Below are 25786 nucleotides of genomic sequence, written 5' to 3'. Positions count from 1 at the left end.
AAAAGTGAGGTTTTTTACTTAAAGAAATCATTTAACCATCACAAAAAAATATGAAAATATTCATCAACAAAAGAATTCCTGAAGTAGGTATCAGACTTCTTAAAGAAGCCAATCTTGAAATATTCATTCCTGAACATGAAAACTTCTCACATGAAGAATGGCTGAGTTACTGCAAAAGCAATGATGTCATTTTAAGCGTTGGAGGAGAGTTTAAATTCGATAAAGACTTTTTCAATGAATGCCCAAATATTAAGGCGATCGCTTTATATTCGGTAGGTTTTGATCATGTGGATATTCAGGAGGCAAGTGCAAGAAAAATTCCGGTCGGAAATACCCCCAATGTGTTAAGCAGAGCTACTTCAGATGTTGCTTTTTTACTTATGCAGTCGGTTGCACGAAGAGCAAGTTATAATTTTGAAAAAGTAAAATCCGGAAACTGGGGAGATTTTGATCCTCTCCACGCTTTAGGTCAGGAACTATACGGAAAAACTTTAGGTATTTTCGGTCTCGGAAGAATTGGGTACGAAATGGCAAAAAAATCCAAAGCTGCTTTTGATATGGATATTATTTATCATAATCGTCACCGCAATGAAGAAGCAGAAAAGAATTTGGGAGCCCAATATGTTTCTTTTGATGAGCTTATTGAGCAGTCCGATGTTCTGAGCATTCATGCCAATTTCAAACCGGAGCAGAACGAGCTTTTTAATGCTTCTGTTTTCGATAAAATGAAGAAAAATGCAATCTTCATCAATACCGCAAGAGGAGGCTTTCATCATCAGAAAGATCTTTACGATGCACTTTCAGGACACAAAATCTGGGGAGCAGGGCTTGATGTCACAAATCCTGAACCTATTTTTAAAGACGATCCTATTTTAGAACTTTCTAACGTTTGTGTGCTTCCTCACATCGGTTCTGCAACGGAAGAAGCCAGAAACGGCATGTCAAAACTGGCGGTTGAAAATCTTATCGCATTTTCGAAAGGAGAAAAAATGCCAGCCTGTGTAAATCCGGAAATTTACGGTTAATATCTTGGAACTATTTTTGTTTAATAATAAGTAACACCAAAAAAATAGCATTATGATACCCGAAAACAGCGAACAGGAACAGGAAAGAAGACTGGAACAGCGAGAGTATAAATCCAGTGAAGATATTTTTAATCAGGAAGAGCATATTTCCTTAGACGGAAACGGAAAACCGATTTTTAATGAAAAAAATGATGATGACAAACTGGATAAAGGATTGGATATTCCCGGAGTGGAAGATGATGATGAAATGGAAGAAATCGGGAGTGAAGATGAAGAAAATAACTACTGGAGTCTAAGCGATAATGACGACGATCATGAAGAGGAAAATGACGATGTTTTAACGTAATATCAACTCAGTATCAAATAATTGTAAACCTTGCTGTTCAGGCAAGGTTTTTTTTGTCTATATTTATATTGTAAATTATTATATTCTGAACTTATTTAAAAATTTGTTATGAATACCATGTAAATAATTGTTTACAATTGATAATTGTGTCATAAAAAATGGTAAATTTATCAATAAATAGTGATTAAAAAGAAAACTTGATTATGATAAAACCTTTACAATTTATCCTTGTATGGATGAGTGTTTTCGGGCTTGCCCAAACTCCCGGAAATATCATCATCAAAGACGCAGTCGGCAACGAGAGCTTTAATGTTACCTGTACCAATGGTCTTAATGCAAACGGCTGTATTGATCTTCATGTGGAGTATCCTGTCATTAAGCAGACCACAAATTATGAAGTCGTTTCACAGGCTTTTGCCCCTCCCGTTGCTTTGAATCAGGGAACTCCGCTTAATGCTAATTATGATGATGCTTTTCCTACCAAACTGGATCTGCCTTTTCAGTTCTGTTTTTACAATCAGAATTTCAATGCCTTGGTTGTCGGCTCGAACGGAATGGTTACTTTTGATCTGAGCCAGTTGGGAAACATTAACTATCCCAATATTCAGTGGCAGAATCCCAATGTTAGTCTTCCCAAAAATTCTATTTTCGGAGTGTACAACGACATGGTTTTTTCGTCAAATGATCCCTCCGAAATATATTATTCCACCATCGGAACGGCTCCCTACAGAAAATTCGTAATCAGTTTTTATGAAGGAAGAATTGCAGGATGTACAGAAAGAGCTTCCTCGCAGATTGTTCTGCATGAAACCACGAATGTGATTGAGGTTTTCGTGGATAAAAAACCAACGCCGTGTCCGACAAGAAAATTTGAAAATGCTTTAATAGGCGTAATTAATGCAGACGGAACACTCGGTGTTTCTCCTCCCAACAGAAATACGGGCGTTTGGCAGGCTTTGCAGGAAGGATATAGATTTAATCCGCTTGGAAATGCCATTCAACCGGATGTAACGTGGACAAATTCCGCAGGACAGACGGTTGCTACAGGAATTCAGGCAACAATTTGCCCTACCCAGAATGAAGTGTATACGGCAACTGCGGTCTTTAATACCTGCGGAACCAGTACCCTAACTTTAACAGATGATTTTCCTTTAACATTTGACCCTACGTATCCCGCTGCTAAAAATTTCACACAGGATTACTGCGGAAACAATCCCGTAAACCTTACTTTAAGCAGTTTTCAGGGAAATGTAACCACACAGAATCCGGCGAATTTTGTCTTCAGCTTTCATACAAGCTTACAGAATGCTCAAAATAACGTCAGTCCGATTCCCAATAATTATACTTTAACAGCCAGTACGGTTTTATATGTAAGAATTCAGAATCCCAATGTCCCGGGCTGTTACCGGGTTGCTGTTTTAACGTTAAATTTACAGACGAAAAGCTTACTCAAAAATACAGTTGAGATTTGTGATACCAATAACGATGGAGTAGAAGCGAACTACAATTTATCGTTTCTGGATCCTGAACTTTTCCCACCCGGAACTACAGGAATTTCTTATTTTGCAACACAGGCAAATGCTCAGAACAACACCAACGCAATCAGTACCATTAATGTAACGGCTGGTGCAACGGTTTGGGTAAGATTGCAGGAAGGAAACTGTACCTATGTTTTAGGACCGGTCACTTTCCAGTTCAAACCGGGAGTTAATCTCAATTCTCCGATTAACTATAACTACTCAACGTGTGATATCAACAATGATGATGCAGAGCCTTTTGATTTTCCTTTAACTTTCGGACCGCTGATTTCATCACAACCGGGAGCTGTTTTTACCGCATACGCTACCTACAATGAGGCACTTACAGGTTCAGGAGGAGTTTTAAGTACCGTGCATGAAGGAACTTACACGATTTTTATCAGAGTTCAGATTCCGAACGGATGTATTGCGGTTGCTACCGTAAATCTGAATGTTACGTTTAATAAAATTGTGGTGAATTCTAAAACAGAATACATCTGCTTTAACGGAACGGATGATATCAGTATCAATTTAAATACCCTTTCAAACGGAATGCTGGTTTCTCCGGCAACAGTTCCTGTGGTAGAGTTTTATTCAAATTATCCGGATGCAAGTTTCGGAATAAATCCTATAAGCCCGAATCAGATCATCACGACCAATGGAAATTTTGTTACGCAGACCTATTATGTACGTTTCGAAATTTCAGATTCGTGTTATACCATAAGACCTATCACGATCAATTTGGTTCATCCGGTGATCGAACAGTCCAGTTTTACGGTTTGTGATTTTAATAATGATAATACAGAAAATGTACAATTATCACAATTTTCATCTGCGATGATCGGAAGCCAGAATGCTGCGGTAACTTTCTACCTTACTGCTGCAGATGCTGCAAGCGGAAACAATCCTGTGAATAACGTTACCTTCACCGGAACACAGCAGTTTTTTGTGAAAATCAACTCGTATAACTGTGAGCAGATTTATCCTTTCACCGTAGGATTAACTTCTACACCTGCCGTAAATCCTCAGGTAACAGTTAACCTGACCAATATTTGTGACAACAATAATGACAATACTGAAATCTATGATCTTACACAGGCACAAAGCCAGATTACAACAAGTTCCAATGTGAATTTTACATATTATCTGAACTATGATCCGGTGACACACATTTTCACCAATGAAATTACAAACCCTACCCAGTTTGTGGTTACCGGAGGAACTGCAACAGTTTATGTAAAGGTTAAATTTAATAACAACGATTGTTTTTCAGCCGTTAAATTAACCATTCAGATGTCATTCTTACCTCCTGTAGTTCTGAATAATGCGGTATTAAACAAGTGTGATGAAGATTTTAACTTAAGTGAAACTTTCCAGTTGAGTGATGCTACTTCTCAGATGTTTATTCCGGCTCAGAACACCTATCCTTTATCAAACATTACCGTTACTTATTATAATACACAGACTGAAGCCAATGCAGGAAACCCTGCCAACCAGATCGGAAATACCGTTACAACCAATATTTCGACTGTTCAGGTCTGGGCAAGATTTCAGGTGAATACAACGGGATGCTATTCCGTAGCGTCAATTGAGCTGAATACGTATTTCCCTCCGAAAGCCATCAATTCTACCATTTCAGTTTGTGATGAAAATCTCGACGGAAGTTATGAAGTGAACCTTTTGAATTTTACCAATTTAATGGTTGACGCACCGAATCCTGCGAATACATTTACCTTCTATCTTACACTTCTGGATGCGCAGAACGGAACCAATCCTATTGCCAATCCTTCTAACTTTACACCCAATCCTTTCCCTGCACAGATGTGGGTGAATGTGCAGAATATTCCGGGCTGTAATGATATTGCAACCATAACCTTTACTTACGGAAATAAAGTAACCCTGCTGAACAACGGACCTTTCCCTTTAGCAACCTGTGATATCGGAAATGACGGATCTGAGACGGTCAATCTAACCCAGTTTCAGACACAGATTTACAATGGAGCTAACGTTACGTTTACATATTATTCGTCTTTAGCAGATCTTAATGCGGGAACCAATGCCATTGCCAATCCCTCAGCGTATCTTTATAATCAGGTGTCAGGTTCCAGTACCATTTATGTAAAAGTAAGCGTTCCGGGATTTTGCTCGAATCTTGTTCAGATTCAGCTTTCACTGAAGAAAACGCCTATTTTTGATATTCCGACATTGTATTTCTGTCCGGAAGGCTCACTGAGCAGTTATTCTGTAAACATTACCAATTATACTATTGTAAGCTATCAGTGGACTAATCCTGCAGGGCAGACCATCTCTACAACGAATACGATTACAGGAATAAACACGGTAGGAACTTATTCATTAACCGTGACGGCAGACAACGGATGTTCTTACACCAAGACTTTCGAAATTAAACATTATGAGGTTCCCGTTATTACAAGCATTCAGTTTAGCGGTAATAATGTAATTATTTATGCTACAGGCTCGAAAACAATATTGTATTCTATAGACGGTATCAACTGGCAGGTAAGCAACAGCTTCAATAATTTACCGACAGGAATTACCACATTCTACGTGAGATTTGCCGACAGCGACTGTATCGTTAAAAAAGACGGTCTGGTACTGGATATTACCAATGCAATTACACCAAACGGTGACGGACTTAATGACCATTGGGTAATTAAAGATCTTCAGGTATTCGGAACAAAAATGTCTAACCTTAAAATCTTCGACCGTTATCAGATGCTGATTTTTGAACAGAATTCAAATACCCAGTTCTATTGGGACGGAATGATAAAAGGAAGAGTGCTTCCAACCGCAAGTTACTGGTACGTAATTACCATACCGGACGGCAGAACATTTACCGGCTGGGTTGTGGTGAAAAATCATAATTAAATCTAAAAAATCCTTTTATACTAAAACCTCATTGAAATGTTCAGTGAGGTTTTTTATTTTTGAAAATCTTAAACCTTCGAAATTTCCATTATGGAAATTCCCCTCCTCTGGAGGGGTGGCAAAAATTGATGAAAATTTTTGACGGGGTGGTTTAATTGAAAAACACAAAGCAATAAAAACAACAAATAATGAAAGAAATCCTTACCATCATCAATGGAGTTCCTGTTCGCAGGAATTTTGTGGAAAATCTTCCCTACAATCCAAAATTAAAACCTCTGTTGCAAGGAAAACGTAAAGCCGGAATTTTGAGTGAAGTCATTTTCTGGAAACAGGTTCGCGCAAGAATATTTCATAGAATTGATTTTGACAGACAGAGAATCATCGGAAATTACATTGTTGATTTTTATGTGAAAACGCTGGGGTTAGTTATAGAAATTGATGGCTGGAGCCACGAAACCAAAGAAATTGATGATGAGGTAAGGCAGAAATATCTGGAATCTTTAGGTCTGAAAATATTCAGGATAACAGATTTTGATGTACGACATAATTTGTCTGTTGTGATGAAAGATTTAGAATATTTCATTGTTGAACATTATAAATATGAGTAAAATATCCATCACAAAATTTCCCTCCTCCGGAGGGGTGGATTCGACCAAAGGGAGAAGACGGGGTGATAAAATCATAGACAAAAACATCACTCGGTGATTATTAAAACCACCCCGTCAAAAATTCTTCCGAATTTTCGCCACCCCTCCAAAGGAGGGGAATCTTTCATGCTGTTTCAAATTTTATCACATTAGTTGCAGGGATTTTCTAATTTGAATATCTTTAAAACCACAAAAATAAATCTACTAAACTAACAACGATCAACAAATACATGACATTCCAACAACAGATACAGCAGGGCATACCCAACTGTTTGCCACAGCCGAAACCTTACGAAACCAACATCAATCATGCGCCGAAGCGTAAAGAAATTTTAGGGGAAGAAGAAAAAAAATTGGCACTGAAGAATGCTTTGCGCTATTTCGAGCCAGAATTTCATGCCGAATTACTGCCGGAATTCAGGGAAGAGCTTGAGAAATACGGAAGAATTTATATGTACCGTTTCCGTCCGGATTATGAGATGAAAGCGAGACCAATCTCTGAATATCCCGGAAAATCGGAGCAGGCAAAAGCCATCATGCTGATGATTCAGAACAATCTGGATTATGCCGTAGCGCAGCATCCTCATGAACTGATTACGTATGGTGGAAACGGGGGAGTATTTTCCAACTGGGCGCAGTATCTTTTAACGATGAAATACCTGTCTGAAATGACGGATGAACAGACTTTGGTCATGTATTCCGGGCATCCGATGGGATTGTTTCCTTCCCATAAAGATGCGCCGAGAGTAGTGGTAACCAACGGAATGATGATTCCTAACTATTCCAAACCGGACGACTGGGAGAAATTCAATGCTTTGGGCGTTACACAGTACGGACAAATGACGGCGGGAAGCTATATGTACATCGGTCCGCAGGGAATTGTTCACGGAACAACCATTACGGTACTGAACGCGTTCAGAAAAATCAATAAAGATCCGAAAGGCGGACTGTTCGTGACTTCAGGATTAGGCGGAATGTCCGGCGCGCAGCCAAAAGCAGGAAATATTGCAGGCTGTGTTACCGTTTGTGCCGAAGTCAATCCAAAGATTACCAAAATCCGTCACGAGCAGAAGTGGGTGAACGAAATTCATGAAAATCTTGACGCATTAGTTGCAAGAGTTCGACAGGCGCAGGAAAATAAAGAATCTGTTTCTCTGGCATATCTGGGAAATATTGTTGAGGTCTGGGAAAAATTCGATCAGGAGAATTTAAGAATCGATATTGGTTCAGACCAGACTTCGCTTCACAATCCTTGGGCGGGAGGATATTATCCTGCGGGACAGAGCTTTGAAGAATCCAATAAAATGATGGCGGAAGATCCGGAACTGTTTAAAGATAAAGTTCAGGAAAGTTTAAGAAGACACGCAGAAGCCATCAATAAACATACGGCAAAAGGAACCTATTTCTTCGATTACGGAAATGCCTTCTTGCTGGAATCTTCCAGAGCCGGAGCCGATGTAATGGCGGAAAATCCTACGTTGGGAAGAGAATTTAAATTCCCTTCTTATGTGCAGGATATTATGGGACCGATGTGTTTTGATTACGGTTTCGGACCATTCCGCTGGGTTTGTACGAGCGGAAAACCGGAAGATCTACAGAAAACGGATGATATTGCATGTGCGGTTTTAGAAGAAATTCAGCAGAATTCCCCTGAAGAAATCCAGCAGCAGATGAAAGACAATATTCAGTGGATCAAAGGAGCACAGGAAAATAATCTGGTGGTCGGTTCGCAGGCAAGAATTTTATATGCCGATGCCGAAGGAAGAATGAAAATTGCAGAAGCCTTCAATAAAGCCATTAAAAACGGAGAAATCGGACCGGTAGTTTTGGGAAGAGATCATCATGATGTTTCCGGTACAGATTCGCCGTACAGAGAAACGTCTAATATTTATGACGGTTCCAGATTTACGGCAGATATGGCGATCCACAATGTGATTGGCGACAGTTTCCGTGGGGCAACCTGGGTTTCGATCCACAACGGAGGCGGAGTAGGATGGGGAGAAGTGATTAACGGCGGTTTCGGAATGCTGCTGGACGGAAGCGATGATGCCGACAGAAGACTAAAATCCATGCTGTTCTGGGATGTGAACAACGGAATCTCAAGACGAAGCTGGGCAAGAAATGAAGGTGCTGTTTTCGCCATCAAAAGAGCCATGGAAATGGAGCCGAATCTGAAAGTAACGCTTCCGAATTTTGTAGATGAGAATCTTTTTTAACTTAGAAATGAAATCAACTTTGTCAAAGTTTAAGAACTTTGACAAAGTTTCACAACAAACCGGCTTCAAAACCGGTTTTTTTTATTCAGAGACTTTCAAAAAGTTTCATTCTGAACTAAAATGTAATGCTTCTGAACAAAATTCTGAGCTAAAGTAAAGGATTTTAATGGTCTGTTTTTAATAGTTTAACCTGAGTTCGGGATAAGTCTTCTTAACCGCAAAGGTAAACAATGAGATTCAATTATCAGGAATTCAGCTTTTAAGATATACAAAGGCGTAAAACTTCTCAAAGTAATACCATTTTTGTCTTTTTTAAATAAACGAAGTGCCTTTGTTTAGCTTACCAACTTTTAATAATTAAAAAAAATCTTTTGTTTTTCTTTGCGATAAAACAATACAACACTATAAATCAAATATTTAAATTTATTTCTTATCCCGAACTCAGGTTAGTTTATGTTGTTGGAGTTACTAAGAACCAAAACATTCCTTTTTAAATTACATCGGATAACAGTACCAGAATTATCATTAAATTAATATCATTTTAAGTTTGGCACTTTTTTAAGTGTACAAGAGTAACTCCTGATATAAGAATTTGAAAATTACAGGACATCTGTTAATTCTTTTTTTAACTCTAAAAACCTTAAAGATGAGCAGCCAGAATAAAGAAGAAATCTGTGTCGAGATCAGTAACGGACAGATTGATATGATTACCGGAATCGTTTACCGCCAGATTATTTCTCAGCGTTCTGTAAAATCATTGCAGATGACGGTGCTTGTTCCGCGAAACGACGAACCGAAACCGGCTATTCTCTATTTTCCCGGAGGTGGTTTTACATCAGCAGATTATAATAAGTTTTATGAAATCAGACACGCATTAGCTCAGGCAGGTTTTGTAGTTGCAGGAGCAGAATACAGAACCATTCCCGATACTTTTCCTGCGCCTGTGGTTGATGGTAAAGCAGCGATACGATATCTAAAGGCACATGCTGAAAATTTTGGCATCGATCCATTACGGATAGGGCTTCTCGGCGATTCTGCGGGAGGCTATCTTGTTCAGATGCTTGGAACCACAATGGGCGAAACTTTTTTCGAAGAAGGAGAGTACCTTGATGAGAATAGCGATGTGGCTTCTGTGGTGTCTATGTTTGGCATAAGCGATCTTACTAATATTGGAGAAGGATATGAAGAAAAACTAAAGGCATTTCACCGTTCACCGGCTTCTACGGAGGCTCTTTTGCTTCATGGTCCTGCATTTTACAATTCTCCGGGCAACACTGTATTCGGGGATTTAGATAAAGCAAAATTTGCAAGTCCTGTAGGACATATTAAATCCGGACATCCTCCTTTTATGATCATGCACGGAACCAAAGATCAGCTTGTTTCTCCTGTACAGAGTATCCAGTTGTTCGAGCAATTGAAAGCAAAAAATAACGATGCTAAACTTGTTATGGTAAAAGATGCGGGACATGGAGATATTTTCTGGTTTCAACCTCCTGTTATTCAGAAAATAGTGGATTATTTTAAAGAAACACTTGGACATATATCTTCTGCCTCCAGTTCTTCAATTATGAAAGATAATTTATAACCTGATGTATGAAAATGTAAAAAATTAGAATGAATGAAGTGATATAATTTATGATGCATATTTTGCTATCATGTGTTTTTAATTAAAAAGTTCTCAAAACTTTCGTATTGATATTATTTAGTAAGTATTTCAATCGTTGTATCTTTAGCTATTGCAATCTGTTTTGTTTTTCTATTAAATGTTATTAAAGGTAAATCAGATGTAGAGTGTATAATTGATGAAATCTGCTTACCGGAATAAATTTCTTTTATTTCTTCTACAATTTCTCCTGTTCTGAAATTGATAATTTTAGGATGCCTGAATAATTCCCAAGCGAATGTATCATCTATTGCTATTAAATTTCCGCCCACCTTACAGTTGGGCTTAATTATATCTGATATTTCATTTGTTGTAACATTCCAGATCCCAATTTCACCGTTTTCAAGCAGATCGGAGGGTTCATCATCAAAAGGCTCCGTTTCATTTGGAGAGCCAATTAAAACCAATTCGTTAGTAATAAAACTTGCTGTACAGATTTCAGCAGAAACATCAGGAATAAGTTTGCTTTTATCCAATGCTTTAGGACTCTCTAAACATTCTTCAATATCAAAAATTTCCACAAAATCATACGGATGCCATGCCCAGCCTTTGCTTAAAAAAGTTTTATTATCCGGGCTTACTTCAAGGCGTGAATGAAAAAAATGTGAAGGATTTCTGTCTGCATGGTCTGTCAGAAGTAATCCTGTTTCAACTTCTTCAAATTCCAGCCTGTTGTATTCATTTGGGCAGTGAATAAGAATATCTCTTCCATCTTTAAGTTTAGCGAATGCAATAGGGTACTCGTAGACGCCTGCATGATAATAAGAACGGTTGATTTCTCTTAAGATTTTTTTATTCTTCATGATGAGACCCTTTGTGCCGAGTCTGTTGTAAACAACTGAGTATACACCATCGGAAGAACTTAACGCACTGTCAAAAGAAAATGGTAAATAATAGTTTTCAAGCTTTTTAATCTGTTCGTCCGGTAAAAAAAGAGTTGCCGAATTTGCCAGGTCTATTAAATGATGATCCGTCCATGTTAATGTTGAAAAATAGGCATCATTTATGGTCTGTCTTTGCATAATTAATGGTTGTCTGTAGTTTTTTATATTGAAAATCTAAGTTTATTAGATTTATCAGCAAATATAATCCAATTATTAACGAGAAACCAATGACGATACATTTGGCAAACAGCGATGCAATATCAATTTTAACCCTCCCTAATTCGCAATATAATAGTAAAATCCGTCGCTGATATTCCGGGAACTCATGATCTCAAACAAGTGATTGTTGTTTTCCAGCATTCCCGACGGAGAAAAATAATAGCCGTAAGAATTATCTGAAAATCCGTCCAGAAGAAAGAACATTCCCAAGTCTGTTTTCACAATCGAATAAATATTTACTTTCTTCATCTGTTCAAGAATCTGTTGCTGCAAGGAGCTGAAGCGGTAATTCCCTTCCGCTTTTATTTTTGCCGAGATCGGGAAAGGCGATTTTTGCGGAATCACATAAGACCAGTATCCATTGTTTTCTTTAAAAATACCATCTACCCTTTGCAGAGAACTTTGGTTTACATAAATTAAATTTCTGCTTTTCCCTACCAGTGCAGCCAGTGTTTTAAACTCCGAAAAATGATCCTTCAGAAACTGAATATGGCTGTCCTCGTTAATCATGCCTTGTTTTAAAAACTGATTCGGTTTGTCTGCCGCTTCCTTTTCCGTCAGTTCATACCGTTGAGAAAAACCACCCCAGAAAAAATTGGAGATTTCGCTTGATGTGCGTACCGAATCAAGCGCGTAGATTTTCTTATGCTGCCATTCAGAATGGAATTTTGCGAAGCATTATGGAATGAAGAATCTGTTAAGATGCAGTTATTTTTAGATTTTTCGACTCCACTTCGTTGCGCTCAAAATGACAGTGTTACAGATTAAATGACAGTGTTTTTAAACACATCAGTCACATAAGATTTATAATAATTTCTAAGCTTTAGATCAGAACACATTAGTTTTAAAAATCTTTGATTTTCTTCTCGTGTGATCTTTTATATTTGGTTAAAATAATGTGACTTATTTAATTATAAAAATTAATTTTATGCAGCAGGTTTTGTATCTTTTGCAAATAAAAACTTTTTAAACTTATAACCATAGAAATCGGATATGAGGAAATATTTTTTTAGTGTACTGTTCGGTGTTTTATTTTCTGTTCCTGCATTCGGATGCCTGAACGGAGAAACACTGCATCTCGAAGACGGAACTATTCTTTATGAAGACTATGAAGGATATGTTCCTTATGGTCATTCTTTTACCAATACCGAAGAACTGAATAAAATACTGTTATCGCTGGAAAAGGGTTACAGGGAAACAGGAAAACTGAATTACCTTTCAGATAAAGGACTGATCCTGATTATTCAGGGAAAATATAAGGAAGCCATTGAACTTTACAAAAAGATTGAAAAAGCGGAACCCAACCGATATTCTACCGCTTCCAATATCGGTACCGCTTATGAACTGATCGGGAATAATGCCGAAGCGTTGCGCTGGATTGAAAAAGCAGTAAAAATAAACCCGAATTCTCACTACGGCTCCGAATGGATTCACATCAATATTCTGAAAGCCAAAATGAAAGGCGGAAAATTGATCAATTCCAGATTTTTAATCGGAAATGATTTTGGGAATGGAAAATTTCCTGAATCGGAAAGAGGTAATGGGGAACTTTTTGTTTTAAGAAAGCAATTGTATTACCAGCTTAATGAGAGGATTTCTTTTGTAAAACCGAAGGATAAAATCGTAGCACAGCTTTTATTTGATCTCGGAAATATTTCTTATCTGATGCAGGAAAAAGAAGAAGCTGCAGAAACTTATAAAATGGCAAAAGAGTACGGTTTTAATAAGCCTGTTCTTGAAGAAAGACTGGCGTTGTATACACCGCCTGTAATCGATCATGTACAAAAGAAAGCAATTAAGGAAATTAAGTTTCAGACCAAACCCATACGAAGAACCGAACTGATTAGTTTTTGTGTAGCAATCGCGTATCTGCTATTTTCGGGAGTGATTGTTTTTGTATTCAGAAAGAAAATTTTTTAATCTCAACTTGTTTTTTATGAATAAAATATTTTACATTTTTCTATTTCTGGCTTTGGTTTCCTGTAAAAAAGATCATGAGGTGAAAAAGGACGAGTGGGATTATTTAAACAGCAGTTTTAATAACAAAGAAAACCTGAGCGATCTTACGATGCACTGTATGTATGATCTGTTTTCCCTAAAAAGGATCAATGATTCATTGTTCTACATCGGGCTTGATGAATTTCAGGGATGGAAAAAAGATTACAGAGTCTATGAAGATACCGTAAAATTAAGCGAGAATAAAAAGATTACAGATTCATTGGGCAACCAGAAAAAACAGATCTTAAGATTTTCGAACAACCATGATGTGGATCTTGAAATTGAGATTCATAAAATTGCAGTGCATTTCGATTCGGTTTCTCTCTACGAATATAAGGGAAGAGTAAGCATCAATAACAAAAAGCTTAAGTATACCTGCGAAGATTTATTTGTAAAGTAAAAATTGTTTTTCATCAGGAAAATGATATTTTTAAAGGATGAAATTATTCACGATAAAACAAATTTTATCTTCTTGTCAGCTTTTAGATGAAGCAGGGAATATCGTTGGGGAAAGGCTTGCTGATTTTGTTTTTTCAACAAACGAAAGGCTGAAAATCAAAGATCAGATATACAGAATTAAATATTCAGGTTTTTTTTGGGAGAAAACTGAATACTTTGATGAAAAGGGAAATGTTGTCGTAATGATTGATCGCGTAAACCAAAGAATATTTCATTATCAGGATCAATATACCGAAATATATTTCTACAGATCAAAGGGTTTTATCAATATAAATGTTTCTTTATACCGTTTTCAGGATGATGCTTTAATGATGACATTCAGCTTCAGAAATTCTTTTTTTAAACAAAAGCCGAAGATCGAAACAGCAGATGATTTCAACAATCCATTGCTTTTAACCGTATTTTTTCATCACAATCTCAGAGAATCTGAAGATTGATCTGAACGTAATTTTTTGAAATGAATTTTTAGATAACAATCGTTTTAAATTTAACCACGAAATCCGTAAAGGAAATCTGTCATTCTGAATGAAATTTTGCGAAGCAATATGCAATGAAGAATTTGTTAACATGAAAGCTTTGTAGATTAAATACACGTACTTTTTAACCACAAAAGCCACAAAAGCTTTTAAAGTTAACAAGGATAAGAATAAAAGCACACAACAGTTTTAAAAAATCTTTGATTTTTATACTTTTGAGAACTTTTATTATTCTGAAACTTCGCTTTATCATTATCTTTTGTGCCGTTTGTGGTAAAATTCCTCTGTCCTTCAGAATGAAATTTTGCGAAGCATTATGCAATGAAGAATTTCTTTAAATAAATCTATTTTTAGATTTTTCGGCTCCACTTCGTTGCGCTCAAAATGACAGTGCTGCAGATTAAATGAAAGAGTTTTTTTTAAACACTTAAGTCACATAAGATTTTAAATAATTTAATCTTTAGATCAGAACACATTAGTTTATGAAAATCTTTGATTTTTTTCTTATGTGAACTTCTAATTATTCATTAAACTAAACTTATGTGACTTAAGTGTTATATTTTAAAACAGTAAAATCACTCTGTCATTCTGAATGAAATTTTGCAAAGCATTATGGAATGAAGAATCTTTTAAAATGCAGTTATTTGAGATTTTTCGGCTTCACTTCGTTCCGCTCAAAATGACAGTGTTGCAGCTTAAGAAGGCTTTTTTTAACCACAAAAGTCACAAAAGATTTTGATGCTTCATTAAAGTTAACAAGCGTAAGAATAAAAGAACACAACAGTTTTTAAAAATCTTTGATTTTTATTCTTTTGAGAACTTTTATAATTCTAAAAATCAGCTTAATCAAAATCTTTTGTACCTTTTGTGGTTAAAAAAAGTGATCATACTTAGCTTATTTTTTACAATTTTCAGCGCTGAGAAGTCATAATAAAATTGTAATTTTCGGCAAATAAAAAATATGAAGAAACTCGGGATCATCGGCTGTGGCTGGTTGGGAAATCATTTGGCGGAGCATCTGTCTAAAAACTATGAAATTTTTGCGACCACTACAACAGAATCAAAACTGGATATTCTGAAATCTAAAGGATATCATGTGGATCTGGTAAAATTTTCCGATGAAATTGATTCTTACATGAAACCGTGGAAAACAGCTTCTGAACTGGACGCCATTATTGTTGCCGTTCCTTTTTCGGGACTCAGAGGTTCCAGAATTCCGATGACGGGAAAAAGGGAAAACCTGCTTCGTTTTATAGGAGATTTTAACCGACAGATTTTTTATACAAGTTCCACAGGCGTTTATCCGGATATCGAAAAAGAATTTACAGAGGATGATCTTCCGGCAGCGGAAGTGGAAAGTGAAAACTTTATGCTGGAGAAATTCCCTCAAACCAATATCCTGAGATTAGGCGGTTTAATGGGCGGCGAAAGATTGCTGAAAAATTACAATATATCCCATCCGGATCACTTGGTGAATCATATTCATTATGCAGACATCTGTTCGGTTGTTGAAAAAATGTTAGACCAGAAATCTCAGGCTAAAGTTTATAATATTGTTGCGCCGATTCATCCCAACAAAGAAGAAGTCATCAATGCGCAGAAAGATCTGCCTTACGAAGGAGAAAGAAGAACTACGGGAAGAATAATTTCCCCTGCAAAATTAATGGAAGAACTGAATTTTGAATTTCAATATCCCGATCCGAGATATTTTCACCTGAATGTAAATAATTAATGAAAATGATGACTGTTTTATCTTGCGGATCTATTTTTGAGCCTTTAATGGGGGTGCTGTTTTCTACGGTTAGCTGTATTGGAATTCTTATATTTTTAACGGTTCGTTTCTTTAAAGGCGAAAATTATGCCCTGTTGAAAAATTCAGGAACCGCGAACAAAACGTTCAGCATTATTCTGTATGGTGCAGCAGGAATTGTAGTGACAGCTTTTGTCTGGTTTATTCTCACCTTTATGTTTACGGCACTTGTTTTCTGGTATACCAAGAATTTTTAGAGTTTTTGACTTAAATTTTAAAGTAAAAAGATCCTTCTACAAGCTCAGTATGACTTCTTCGGTGCAAACTGTTATTTTCAACGGTGTAACACTGAGCCTGTAGAAGGTTTATGATAAAATAATTGACGGGCAATTTATTTTTATCTGTTCATCAGTATATTTTCAATCGATTCTAAAATTTCTTTTTCAATATTTTCTTCGGTAATTGTTTCCAGAGTGTATTTCTGCTCTTTGAAAGCAGCGGTTCCGGTTCCGTTCTGGAAGATGGTGTCCTGATGAATTCCGATGCGTTTCAGATTTTTATCGGCAACGAACATGATGTGCGGAAATTTATCATTCGCATAAAAATTAGATTCCACATTTCTGGAAATCTGAAGTTTCATATGGGTTTGTGAATTGACGCCCAAACCGTTTTTATTTTCTTCATTAAAAGTTACCCTACAGCCAAATCCGTTTTCTCTCAACATCCTTCTGAATTCCTGCATTTTGGGTTCGATGAGGTTTTTACTCAGCGTTCTGAACCCTTCAATAAACATATCTTCCTCGCTTTTCTTCTTGGCAAGACTTTCCTGCAGTTTTTGTTCTTCCGTTTTTAAATTGGAAAACAGAGAATTAAGCCGTTCTATATTTTCTTCCTTCATGGTAATTAAAAATCAATAAATAATTGTCCTGTTTTTAAGTTCCGAAATATCGTAAAATTTTTTGAGTAGATTGATATGTTACATCCAAACTTAAATTATTATCCCCATCTTTTTGTTACTCTTAACTTCGTTAAACCTTCGGTTTGCTATTAATGAAAATTTTGATCCGGTTTAAAAAAAATCATTCCCTTTTCCAACCTTTTCATCAAGCCATGCATCTTTATAAGAAAAGATCAGTATGAAAATCACGATACCAAAACCATGTCACGAAAACTGGGCGACAATGACTCCCGAAGACAAAGGACGATTTTGCGCTGTCTGTTCAAAGACGGTGAGAGATTTTACGAACGCTTCGGATGAAGAAATCATCAATGCTTTTTCCAACACATCAGAAAATATCTGCGGAAATTTCAACGAATCTCAACTCGACAGAGATCTGCAGTATTCTTATCTCAATTCACTCCTTACCAAATTTGCAGTAGGCTTTGTTTTTACAACAGCGGGCTTTGTCGCACTGAATGCGCAGAAGAAAATGGTTAATGATTCTGTAAAAGCGGAAATGATAGATGAGGTTATTCTCACAGGATTTACTACTAAGAAAGAATGTAAACAAATGGTTACAGGTATTACAACAGTAACTTCTGAAGAACATCCGGCTGAAAAATCTGCAGCTCAATTAAGAGGAATGACTTCTGGTGTAAAGATAAGTGATACAATTCATTCGGACAGGCTGATTCTCGGAGGAATTCATTCCGTTAAAATTGATGATTACAGACCGTTGTATGTTCTGGACGGAAAGATCATCAGCGAAAAGAAGTTCCGGAAATTAGACCAGAAGTCCATAAAAACAATGAATATTTTGAAGGGAGCTTCAGCAACTGCAATTTATGGTGAGAAAGGAAAAAACGGAGTTATTTTGGTGAAGACGAAATGATTTTTTCAATGTAAATAATAATAGCAAAATACTATACTAATCAAAAATTTTTTAATTGATATGGCTGTCATTTTGAGCGTAACGAAGTGGAGCCGAAAAATCTAAAGCAACTGCATTTTAATAGATTCTTCATTGCATAATGCTTCGCAAAATTCCATTCAGAATGACAGAAAAATTTAACCACAAAAGGCACAAAAGATAGTGATAAAGCCTATTTTTAGAATAATTAAAGTCCTCAAAAGCATAAAAATCAAAGATTTTTAAAAACTGTTGTGTTCTTTTTATTCTTATGCTTATTATCTTTTATAAATGCATCAAAATCTTTTGTGGCTTTTGTGGTTAAAAAAAAAGCACTTACATTTTAATCTGCAACACTGTCATTTTGAGTGCAACGAAGTGGAGTTGAAAAATCTAAAAATAACTGCATCTTAATAGATTCTTCATTGCATAATGCTGCGCAAAATTTCATTCTGAATGACAGAGCAATTTTATTATTTTAAATATAACACATCAATCACATGAGTTTTTATTTTCAATACTTAGAAGGTCACAGAAGAAAAAAATGATAGACGTTCGTAATCTGGAAGCGGAATGTTAATTTTTGTTTTAAATAGAGCAAATCTATTGCATCCGTCTTTTTAAAACCGATTTTTAGGTCTACCTTTATTATATACAAATTGTAACCTTACCTATATTAAAAAAATAAAAGATTTATGAGTTCAGCAAACACCCCGTCATTTCATGAAATATTCAAATCCGAAAACGAAATTCCCGAAGCATATAAAGTTCCTGAAATTCATCAGCGGGAATACCTTCTCAATGGCGAATTGGTAGAATGGAACGGAGAGATTCAGAATATTTATTCTCCGGTCTGTATTCGTACAGAAAATGGTCTAAAGAGAAAACTGTTGGGAAGCATCCCGAATATCGGTCCCGATGAAGCCATGAAAGTTTTGGATGCCTGCGTAAAAGCGTATGACAACGGACTGGGAGAGTGGCCAACAATGTCTGTGGAAGGGAGAATAAAATGTATGCAGAAATTTGTATACTTAATGATTCAGCAGAGAGATCTTGTGATCAGATTGCTGATGTGGGAGATCGGGAAAACATTGGCAGATTCTACGAAAGAATTCGACAGAACGGTGGATTACATCAACCATACGATTGATGCGCTGAAAGATCTCGACAGAGAATCTTCCCGTTTTCAGCAGGCGGAAGGTACGATTGCCCAGATAAGAAGAGCTCCGCTTGGTGTGGTGTTAAGCATGGGACCTTTCAATTATCCTTTAAATGAAATCTTCACGACGCTTATTCCGGCGTTGATTATGGGAAATACCATTCTGTTTAAACTTCCAAAACATGGTGTTTTAGCACATTACCCTTTATTAAATGCTTTTAAAGAAGCTTTCCCGAAAGGAACGGTAAATACATTGTACGGAAAAGGTTCTGAAATCATCACACCGATCATGGAAAGCGGAAAGGTGAATGTTCTTGCATTCATCGGATCGAGTAAAGTTGCGAATGGACTGAAGAAACTGCATCCGAAAGTTAATCGTTTAAGAGCGATTTTAAGTTTAGATGCTAAGAATGCGGCTGTCGTTACAAAACACGCCAATCTGGATGTTGCCGTGAGCGAATGTATTTTGGGATCTCTGTCTTTTAACGGACAACGATGTACCGCTTTGAAATTGATTTTTGTTCAGAAAGAGGTGGCAGAAGAATTTACCCGCAAATTGACAGAAGCCGTTTCTGCCATGAAACCGGGACTTCCTTGGGAAAAAGACGTGAAAATCACTCCGCTTCCGGAAGTGAATAAGCCTTCTTATCTGAAAGAATGTATAGATGATGCGCTGTCGAAAGGTGCTAAAGTTTTAAATGAAAACGGTGGTTTTACAGAAGAATCTTTTGTTTTTCCGGCAGTGGTTTATCCGGTAAATCATGAAATGAAGCTGTATCATGAAGAGCAGTTCGGTCCTGTAATTCCGGTGGTTCCTTTTGATGATATCGAGGAACCCATCGAGTATCAGGTTCATGCAGATCATGGAATGCAGGTGAGTATTTTCAGTGAAGATGCGATGGAAGTTTCCAGATTAATTGATCCTTTTGTGAATCTGGTAAGCCGAGTGAATATCAATTGTCAGGCTCAGCGCGGACCGGATGTTTTTCCTTTCACCGGAAGAAAAGACAGTGCGGAAGGAACGCTTTCTGTTTTTGATGCGCTTCGTTCATTCTCAATCCGTTCTTTGGTGGCTGCAAAAGTTACAGATTCCAATAAAAATCTCCTGAACACAATTGTAAGAGATCATGACTCTAATTTCCTGAGTACGGATTATATTTTTTAATTAATGATCTTTTAACGTGATTTTGGAACTTTATTAAGAGTTAACAGGCTTAAGAGTTTTTTTTAAACACATTAGTCACATAAGATTTTAAATAATTTCTAAGCTTAATATTAGAACACATTAGTCCATGAAAATCTTTGATTTTCCTATTTTAAGCAATTTGATTATTCTTAAGCTTAGCTTTATTTTTTCGGCTTAATTTGAAATTAGTTAAATAAAGACCATAAAACAAAATCCGCAGTCTGAAAGGACTGCGGATTATTTGATTAGTAAAAATCAAAAACATATATTTGGAAGAAAAGTTATTTTTCCGTTAAAAATCTGCTGATAATACTGTTTAAATCATCTGCATGGGTTACATTTAAACCGTGAGGCGCACCTTCAATGACAACAAATTCATTATTGGCAATTCCCTGTGCAGCCTGTTTTCCCGCAGTATCAATCGGGACAATATTATCCGAGTCTCCATGAACAATCAGTGTTCTTACGTTAACGTTGGCTAATTCGGGACGGAAATCTGTATTTGCCCAGCTTTCAGCACATTTTATGGTGGCAATAGGATTCGCGAAAGAAGCAATTGCCCAGTCGAAATCCAGTTGTTTCTGGCTTACAGGCTTTGAAAGCATTCCGAAATTATAAAAATCTTTGTGGAAAGATTCAAGGAAAGTGATTCGGTCTGTTTTCAGCGCATTCATGATCTCGTCCAGTTTTTCCTTAGGAACTCCGTCCGGATTGTCTTCTTTCTGTTTTACAATCGGAATGATGGATGAAATTAAAGCGACTTTGTCTACATTTTCTGAACCATAATTCGTTAAATAACGCACGACTTCTCCACCTCCCATAGAAAATCCGAAGAGGATAACATTTTTAAGGTCTAACTGTGAGATGATTTCATAAAGATCTTTTGCCAGTCCGTCATAATCGTATCCGTCATAAGTTGGTGAAGATTTTCCGAAACCTTTTCTGTCGTATGCGATCACGCGGTATCCTAAATTTAAAAGTACCGGAATCTGCATTTCCCACGATTTTCCGCTTAACGGCCATCCGTGGATTAAAATAATGGGTTGTCCGGATCCGAAATCTTCATAGTAAAGCTGAACGTTCTGATCGTCCTGTTTTGTAATGTAAGGCATATTTATATTTTTGGTGTTACTGATGAATTTCAAATATTAAGCCATAAATAACAATGTGGTATGTAAAAATTTAAAACAATTATTGTAACAAAATGCAGCATTTAGAAATATTGATAGAAATAGGCTTTAATCCATTTTAATAATCAGAAAGATTTAGCTGCAGCCAAAACATAAATTCATTTTGATTTGGAATCTTTACATCAAGCAGAAGTCTGATACAATTAGTAAAATGCAATCATTTGAATATTAAATGCTTTTAAAGCTTTTCCTGATGAAATTACGCTGTTTTAAATTAAAAAACTGTAACATTTTTATAAAGGGCAAACTAATTCTATAGAGCGTAAAATTATGACCTCATTAGAACACGAATTTTTAAGAGAAATAGAAAAACATAAAGGAATCATTTTTAAGATTTCTAAAATGTACATGGGCGAAAAAGAAGACCGCGATGATCTTTTTCAGGAGATCACCTATCAGGTCTGGAAAGCCTATCCGAAATTTAAAGGAGAAAGTGAATTTTCGACCTGGCTGTACAGAATTGCCCTGAATACAGCCATTATTTTTCTTAAAAACGAAAAAAGAAGGAGTTTTATAGGAACTGAAGATTTTTCGGAATATAAAATCATACAGGAAGAATTTGATCATGAAAAAGAAGAAAAACTGAATGCCATGTACAAAGCCATTCATCAGTTGAATCCTATTGACAAAGCTTTTATTTTCTATTATCTCGAAGATTTTTCCGGAAAGCAGATTGCCGAACAAATGGGGATTTCCGAAGGAAATGTAAGGGTAAAAATGAACCGCGCCAAAAACAAGCTGAAAGATATCTTAAACGCAAATACACAATAACATTTAAATCAGACATCATGAATATAGACGACCTTAAAAATACATGGAATGAAGATCATTCTTTCGACGAAACCCCTGAAATAAGCATTGAGCAGAAAAACAGAATCCATCTTCCGCTGGAAAAAATCCGTAAAAATATGCGGATGGAATTTTGGTCCACCGTGGCTATTTTCGTTTTTGCTTTTGCCTTAATTGCCGTCTGTGCAGGATCTTTTAAGTTTAAATTTTACATCACGATTCTTATAGGATCCATGGTTTTTGTAACCTTTTTCTTCTACAGTCAGTTTTTTAAGCTGTATAAAAACATGAGCGAGACGATGATGAAAACGTATGACAGTCTGCAGGATCTTTTGCATCAGTTTAACCTGAATAAGCAATACTATTTGTCTTTTTATCTTGCTTTTGTCCCGTTTTTAGTCTGCGAACTTATTATCGTTCTGGAGTTTATACCAAGACCGGTTCCTTTATCGGATACACAGATTGCCATCACGCTAATTTCTACCATGATTATCACGATGCCTTTGCTGCTTTTACTGGGGAAACTTTGGTTTAATGTGTTCTACGGAAAATATATCAAGCAGATTGAAACGCTTTTCTCTGAACTGAAAAAATAAATTTTGATTGGTTTTCGGCGGCGAAGCCGCCGAAAACCTTTATTGCGTATAATAAGCCGGAAATTCACGCAAAATCGAATACAGATCCCGCCATTCAAAATAAGCCGGACTTGCTGAACTTACATTTTCAAAACCTTGATCTTCAAATAGTTTTTTGGTTCGGGTAACATGAAAATATTGGGAAACAACGATAATACTCTTAAAATGTAACTGAGGCTCAAGATTAAGCGTGTTTTCAACGGTTAATCTTGTGTTATCTCCTTTATTATCAACAATAATTACAGAATCAGGAATTCCTTTGCTAAGGAGAAACTCTTTCATTTTATCCCCTTCGTAAAATCCTTCCTTTCCCAATCCGCCACTCACGAGAATCTTTTGGACTCTGTGTTGCTGATACAACGCAATTCCGGTTTCCAGACGTTTTTCAAGCCTTGTCGATAAAGTCCCGTCTTCATTCACTTTACTTCCCAGAATAACGGAAAGATCGGCACGTTTTCCCTGATCAGAAAGACCATCGGTAACAATATAAATGGAGTGAATGATAAACCATAAAAACAGAGCAGTAGCTATGATTTTTAAGATTTTTAAAATACTTTTTGACATCAGTTATGGACGTTTTTCTTTTTCAATTTCGTTGATTATCCAATCCAGTTGCGGATCTTTTTTCTCAAGAATATCCTCCATGGTTTCAGAAACTTTCACATCCGGAACAACTCCCTTTTTAGTATCAGTAAACGTAATATTGGGCTGTACCAGAAGAACTCCGATAGGCAGATCGATCTTTGAATTAGGCAGCGTTTGAAAAGAATAAAATCCCGCAACCGTACCGTCATTGGCTCCTCCGGTTTCCTCACCCACAAGAACTGCTTTCTTATCATTTTTAAGCTTTGAGGTTAAAATAGAAGATGCTGAAAAACTCGAGCCATTAATCAGTACAAAAACTTTCCCTTTAAAAACATCATTTTTGGGTTTAGATACTTTATCGGCTCTGGTTTTGTAATAAAATTTGCCGTCTTTTTTATACGTGCTGAAAGTCTGTCCGAAGAAAAATGCAGGATACATCAATGTTTTGAAAGCATACTGCAAAAAACCGGATTTTCTGAAATAATTGGTTTTCAGAGGCGACGATTTCGAGATTACCTGTGACGGTTTTATCAAAGTATAAGGCTCAGAACTAAGATAAGAATACAGATTATTAATTTCTTCAAGCGAACCGCCGTAATTATTCCGAATATCGATAATTAAATATTTTGCATCCGCTTTTTTAATCTTTCTGAACGTTTCTTTATAAAACTTCGAAGAAAAAACACCCGAAAAACTTTTCACCTGAATGTACGCAACCGTACTGTCCTGATCTAAAAATTTAAAATTCCGGTTATAAGAATTGCTGAAAGCAACGTAATCATTCACTTTTTTCTCCTGCGTCCGCTTTTTGTTTTCCTTGTCTTTCTTAAGATCCTCGTCAGATTTTGATTCCCTTGTGATTTCATAAGTCCTCTTTTCTCCATGATAAACCGTTTCCAGAGTTGCACGGTTTTCGTAGCCTTTTTCTGCAACATAATAATTGAAGAAAACATCCTTCAGGAAATAAGGCTGAAAAGTCGTGTTGAAACCATCACTGCTGATCAGTTTTTTATACCGTTTAATATATTCAGAAACAGGAACCTTATCAATCGAGAGAATTTCTGTTCCCGGCTTTATATTTTGGATCGAATCTTTATTTTCGATAATGTAAAGCCTGTCGTTTTTCACATAATATTCAAAACGGCTGAACATTCCTTTTTTCCCTTCCAGTGCTTTAATTTCTTTTTTGTTAATTCTTTTAGACGGAATTCTCAACGAAAGATGACCTTCACGGATTTCGGCAATCACAGGCTGCAATTTAAAATAAAACTGAAGTGGCGTAAGCGGCTCCTGAATCGTTTGTTTAAGACTGTCAAACTTAAAATCCAGTGTTTCTCTGGTGATGTACCAATAAAGATTTGGGTGCGTTTCCTTCAGTTTAGAATACGCAAAATCAACATCCTCTTTCAGTTTTTCGGGGGAAATACATACTTTCTGCTGCTCATTGTGCTTTTTTACAGACACACAAGAGCATAGCGAGACAATTAATACTAATATGAAATAATTTCTGAGGCGCATTTTCAATTTTACCAATGCTAAAATAATTACTTTAACATAATGAATTGTTGACGTTTACCAAAAACAATCAAAATATTTAAAATTTTAACATATTTCAAATTAAATAAAGCATTTTGGATTTCGCCACTTTGTATTAAACTTGTTTAAACTAATTTCAGAATTAACCGCAAAAGAGACAAAAGATGATGTTAAAGCGAATTTCCAAGATAATCAAAGCGCTTAAAAGAATAAAAATCAAAGATTTTTAAAAACTATTGTGTTCTTTTTCATTTATAATGATCAACTTTAAATAAAAAATTTAGTAGATCTTTTGTGACTTTTGCGGTTAAATAAAAGTTTAAACAGACTTAATTATTAAAATGGAGTTTTTTAATTCATTTTAAATTTAACCTCAAAAGGTATGTTAATATGCAAATTATTTTTTAAATTTGTTTAAACTATTTTTTTGGAAAGCTATTGTTTATCCCGTTCAGACAGGCGAAACCCTGTCTGTATTTTTATTTTCTTCATAATTGATATTGAATTCTTCCTCTTTTTTCCATTTAAGTATTCAACTTAAAAAACTAAAGTGTTACAATCGTTTGCATCTTTTGCGGTAAAAAAGTTTAGACAAGTTTAATAAATGAAACGCAATTGCGAACAAAAAACATTCACAAAAACTCCGAAAAAAAACTTTGCTAATTTGACGTTATAAACAATTACTAAAAATTGTTCAGATAAAAAATAAAGGAATTTCAGTTTTAAATCGTCATAGCTTATAAAGTCATACATTTGACAATTATTTC

General features: G+C 36.1%; 21 protein-coding genes. 15 read left to right on the top strand and 6 right to left on the bottom strand.

Annotation, left to right across the window (positions count from 1 at the left end; all coding sequences use genetic code 11):
• The first annotated feature begins 50 nt into the window (after nt 1-50).
• The 6 genes from H6W53_RS03350 (at nt 51) to H6W53_RS03325 (ending at nt 10225) form a co-directional block, all read left to right on the top strand.
• The gene (locus H6W53_RS03350; RefSeq protein ID WP_185204866.1) at nt 51-1025 is read left to right on the top strand and encodes a 2-hydroxyacid dehydrogenase; all 975 of its coding nucleotides are present in this window, start codon (nt 51-53) and stop codon (nt 1023-1025) included.
• 52 nt (nt 1026-1077) lie between these two features.
• Nucleotides 1078-1371: a hypothetical protein gene (locus H6W53_RS03345; protein ID WP_076394522.1), complete on the top strand. Its 294-nt coding sequence runs from the start codon at nt 1078-1080 to the stop codon at nt 1369-1371.
• Nucleotides 1372-1574: 203 nt separating this feature from the next.
• Nucleotides 1575-5777 carry a T9SS type B sorting domain-containing protein gene (locus H6W53_RS03340; protein ID WP_185204865.1) on the top strand — a complete coding sequence of 1401 codons (4203 nt, stop codon included), beginning with the start codon at nt 1575-1577 and terminating at the stop codon, nt 5775-5777.
• Between the two features lie 188 nt (nt 5778-5965).
• A complete protein-coding gene (locus tag H6W53_RS03335; protein ID WP_228457741.1) occupies nt 5966-6385 on the top strand; it encodes an endonuclease domain-containing protein in 420 nt (139 codons plus the stop codon).
• A 269-nt stretch (nt 6386-6654) separates the two neighbouring features.
• Nucleotides 6655-8640, top strand: a complete 1986-nt coding sequence (locus H6W53_RS03330) for a urocanate hydratase (RefSeq protein WP_185204864.1) — start codon at nt 6655-6657, stop codon at nt 8638-8640.
• 646 nt (nt 8641-9286) lie between these two features.
• Entirely contained in the window at nt 9287-10225 is a 939-nt protein-coding gene (locus H6W53_RS03325) for an alpha/beta hydrolase (RefSeq protein ID WP_185204863.1), read from the top strand.
• A 113-nt stretch (nt 10226-10338) separates the two neighbouring features.
• On the opposite strand, the gene H6W53_RS03320 is transcribed toward H6W53_RS03325, so the two are convergent.
• Complete coding sequence (locus tag H6W53_RS03320) at nt 10339-11325, bottom strand: hypothetical protein (protein WP_185204862.1); 987 nt, start codon at nt 11323-11325, stop codon at nt 10339-10341.
• Between the two features lie 138 nt (nt 11326-11463).
• Nucleotides 11464-11916 carry a hypothetical protein gene (locus tag H6W53_RS03315; RefSeq protein ID WP_185204861.1) on the bottom strand — a complete coding sequence of 151 codons (453 nt, stop codon included), beginning with the start codon at nt 11914-11916 and terminating at the stop codon, nt 11464-11466.
• A gap of 483 nt (nt 11917-12399) precedes the next feature.
• Between H6W53_RS03315 and H6W53_RS03310 the strand changes: the two genes are divergently transcribed.
• The 5 genes from H6W53_RS03310 to H6W53_RS03290 all read left to right on the top strand — a co-directional run bounded on the left by H6W53_RS03310 (nt 12400) and on the right by H6W53_RS03290 (nt 16346).
• Nucleotides 12400-13326 carry a tetratricopeptide repeat protein gene (locus H6W53_RS03310; protein WP_185204860.1) on the top strand — a complete coding sequence of 309 codons (927 nt, stop codon included), beginning with the start codon at nt 12400-12402 and terminating at the stop codon, nt 13324-13326.
• A gap of 16 nt (nt 13327-13342) precedes the next feature.
• Entirely contained in the window at nt 13343-13804 is a 462-nt protein-coding gene (locus tag H6W53_RS03305) for a hypothetical protein (RefSeq protein WP_185204859.1), read from the top strand.
• Between the two features lie 37 nt (nt 13805-13841).
• Entirely contained in the window at nt 13842-14300 is a 459-nt protein-coding gene (locus H6W53_RS03300; protein WP_185204858.1) for a hypothetical protein, read from the top strand.
• A gap of 1000 nt (nt 14301-15300) precedes the next feature.
• Nucleotides 15301-16071 (top strand): hypothetical protein, encoded by a 771-nt coding sequence (locus tag H6W53_RS03295; protein ID WP_185204857.1) that lies wholly within the window; start codon nt 15301-15303, stop codon nt 16069-16071.
• 5 nt (nt 16072-16076) lie between these two features.
• Nucleotides 16077-16346 (top strand): hypothetical protein, encoded by a 270-nt coding sequence (locus tag H6W53_RS03290; RefSeq protein ID WP_185204856.1) that lies wholly within the window; start codon nt 16077-16079, stop codon nt 16344-16346.
• Between the two features lie 140 nt (nt 16347-16486).
• Here H6W53_RS03290 and H6W53_RS03285 read toward each other — a convergent pair whose 3' ends face one another.
• Complete coding sequence (locus H6W53_RS03285) at nt 16487-16987, bottom strand: hypothetical protein (RefSeq protein WP_185204855.1); 501 nt, start codon at nt 16985-16987, stop codon at nt 16487-16489.
• A 238-nt stretch (nt 16988-17225) separates the two neighbouring features.
• Here H6W53_RS03285 and H6W53_RS03280 point away from each other — a divergent pair, with 238 nt between their 5' ends.
• Both H6W53_RS03280 and H6W53_RS03275 read left to right on the top strand, forming a co-directional pair.
• Nucleotides 17226-17921, top strand: a complete 696-nt coding sequence (locus tag H6W53_RS03280; protein ID WP_185204854.1) for a TonB-dependent receptor plug domain-containing protein — start codon at nt 17226-17228, stop codon at nt 17919-17921.
• A gap of 713 nt (nt 17922-18634) precedes the next feature.
• Nucleotides 18635-20263 carry an NADP-dependent glyceraldehyde-3-phosphate dehydrogenase gene (locus tag H6W53_RS03275; RefSeq protein ID WP_185204853.1) on the top strand — a complete coding sequence of 543 codons (1629 nt, stop codon included), beginning with the start codon at nt 18635-18637 and terminating at the stop codon, nt 20261-20263.
• A gap of 302 nt (nt 20264-20565) precedes the next feature.
• On the opposite strand, the gene H6W53_RS03270 is transcribed toward H6W53_RS03275, so the two are convergent.
• Nucleotides 20566-21396, bottom strand: coding sequence for an alpha/beta fold hydrolase (locus tag H6W53_RS03270; RefSeq protein ID WP_185204852.1), 831 nt, complete (start codon nt 21394-21396; stop codon nt 20566-20568).
• A gap of 348 nt (nt 21397-21744) precedes the next feature.
• On the opposite strand from H6W53_RS03270, the gene H6W53_RS03265 reads away from it, so the two are divergent.
• Nucleotides 21745-22245, top strand: a complete 501-nt coding sequence (locus H6W53_RS03265; protein WP_185204851.1) for an RNA polymerase sigma factor — start codon at nt 21745-21747, stop codon at nt 22243-22245.
• Nucleotides 22246-22262: 17 nt separating this feature from the next.
• The gene (locus H6W53_RS03260) at nt 22263-22859 is read left to right on the top strand and encodes a hypothetical protein (protein WP_185204850.1); all 597 of its coding nucleotides are present in this window, start codon (nt 22263-22265) and stop codon (nt 22857-22859) included.
• Nucleotides 22860-22898: 39 nt separating this feature from the next.
• On the opposite strand, the gene H6W53_RS03255 is transcribed toward H6W53_RS03260, so the two are convergent.
• Complete coding sequence (locus H6W53_RS03255) at nt 22899-23462, bottom strand: YdcF family protein (RefSeq protein ID WP_185204849.1); 564 nt, start codon at nt 23460-23462, stop codon at nt 22899-22901.
• Nucleotides 23463-23465: 3 nt separating this feature from the next.
• On the bottom strand, nt 23466-24947 hold the full coding sequence (locus H6W53_RS03250; protein ID WP_317169723.1) for a S41 family peptidase: 1482 nt from the start codon (nt 24945-24947) through the stop codon (nt 23466-23468).
• Nucleotides 24948-25786: the final 839 nt, after the last annotated feature.

This window comes from Chryseobacterium sp. C3, assembly GCF_014218905.1.
GTDB lineage: Bacteria > Bacteroidota > Bacteroidia > Flavobacteriales > Weeksellaceae > Chryseobacterium > Chryseobacterium mucoviscidosis.
Note: the sequence above shows the minus strand (reverse complement) of the source record. Positions and strands in the feature narration are given on the sequence as shown.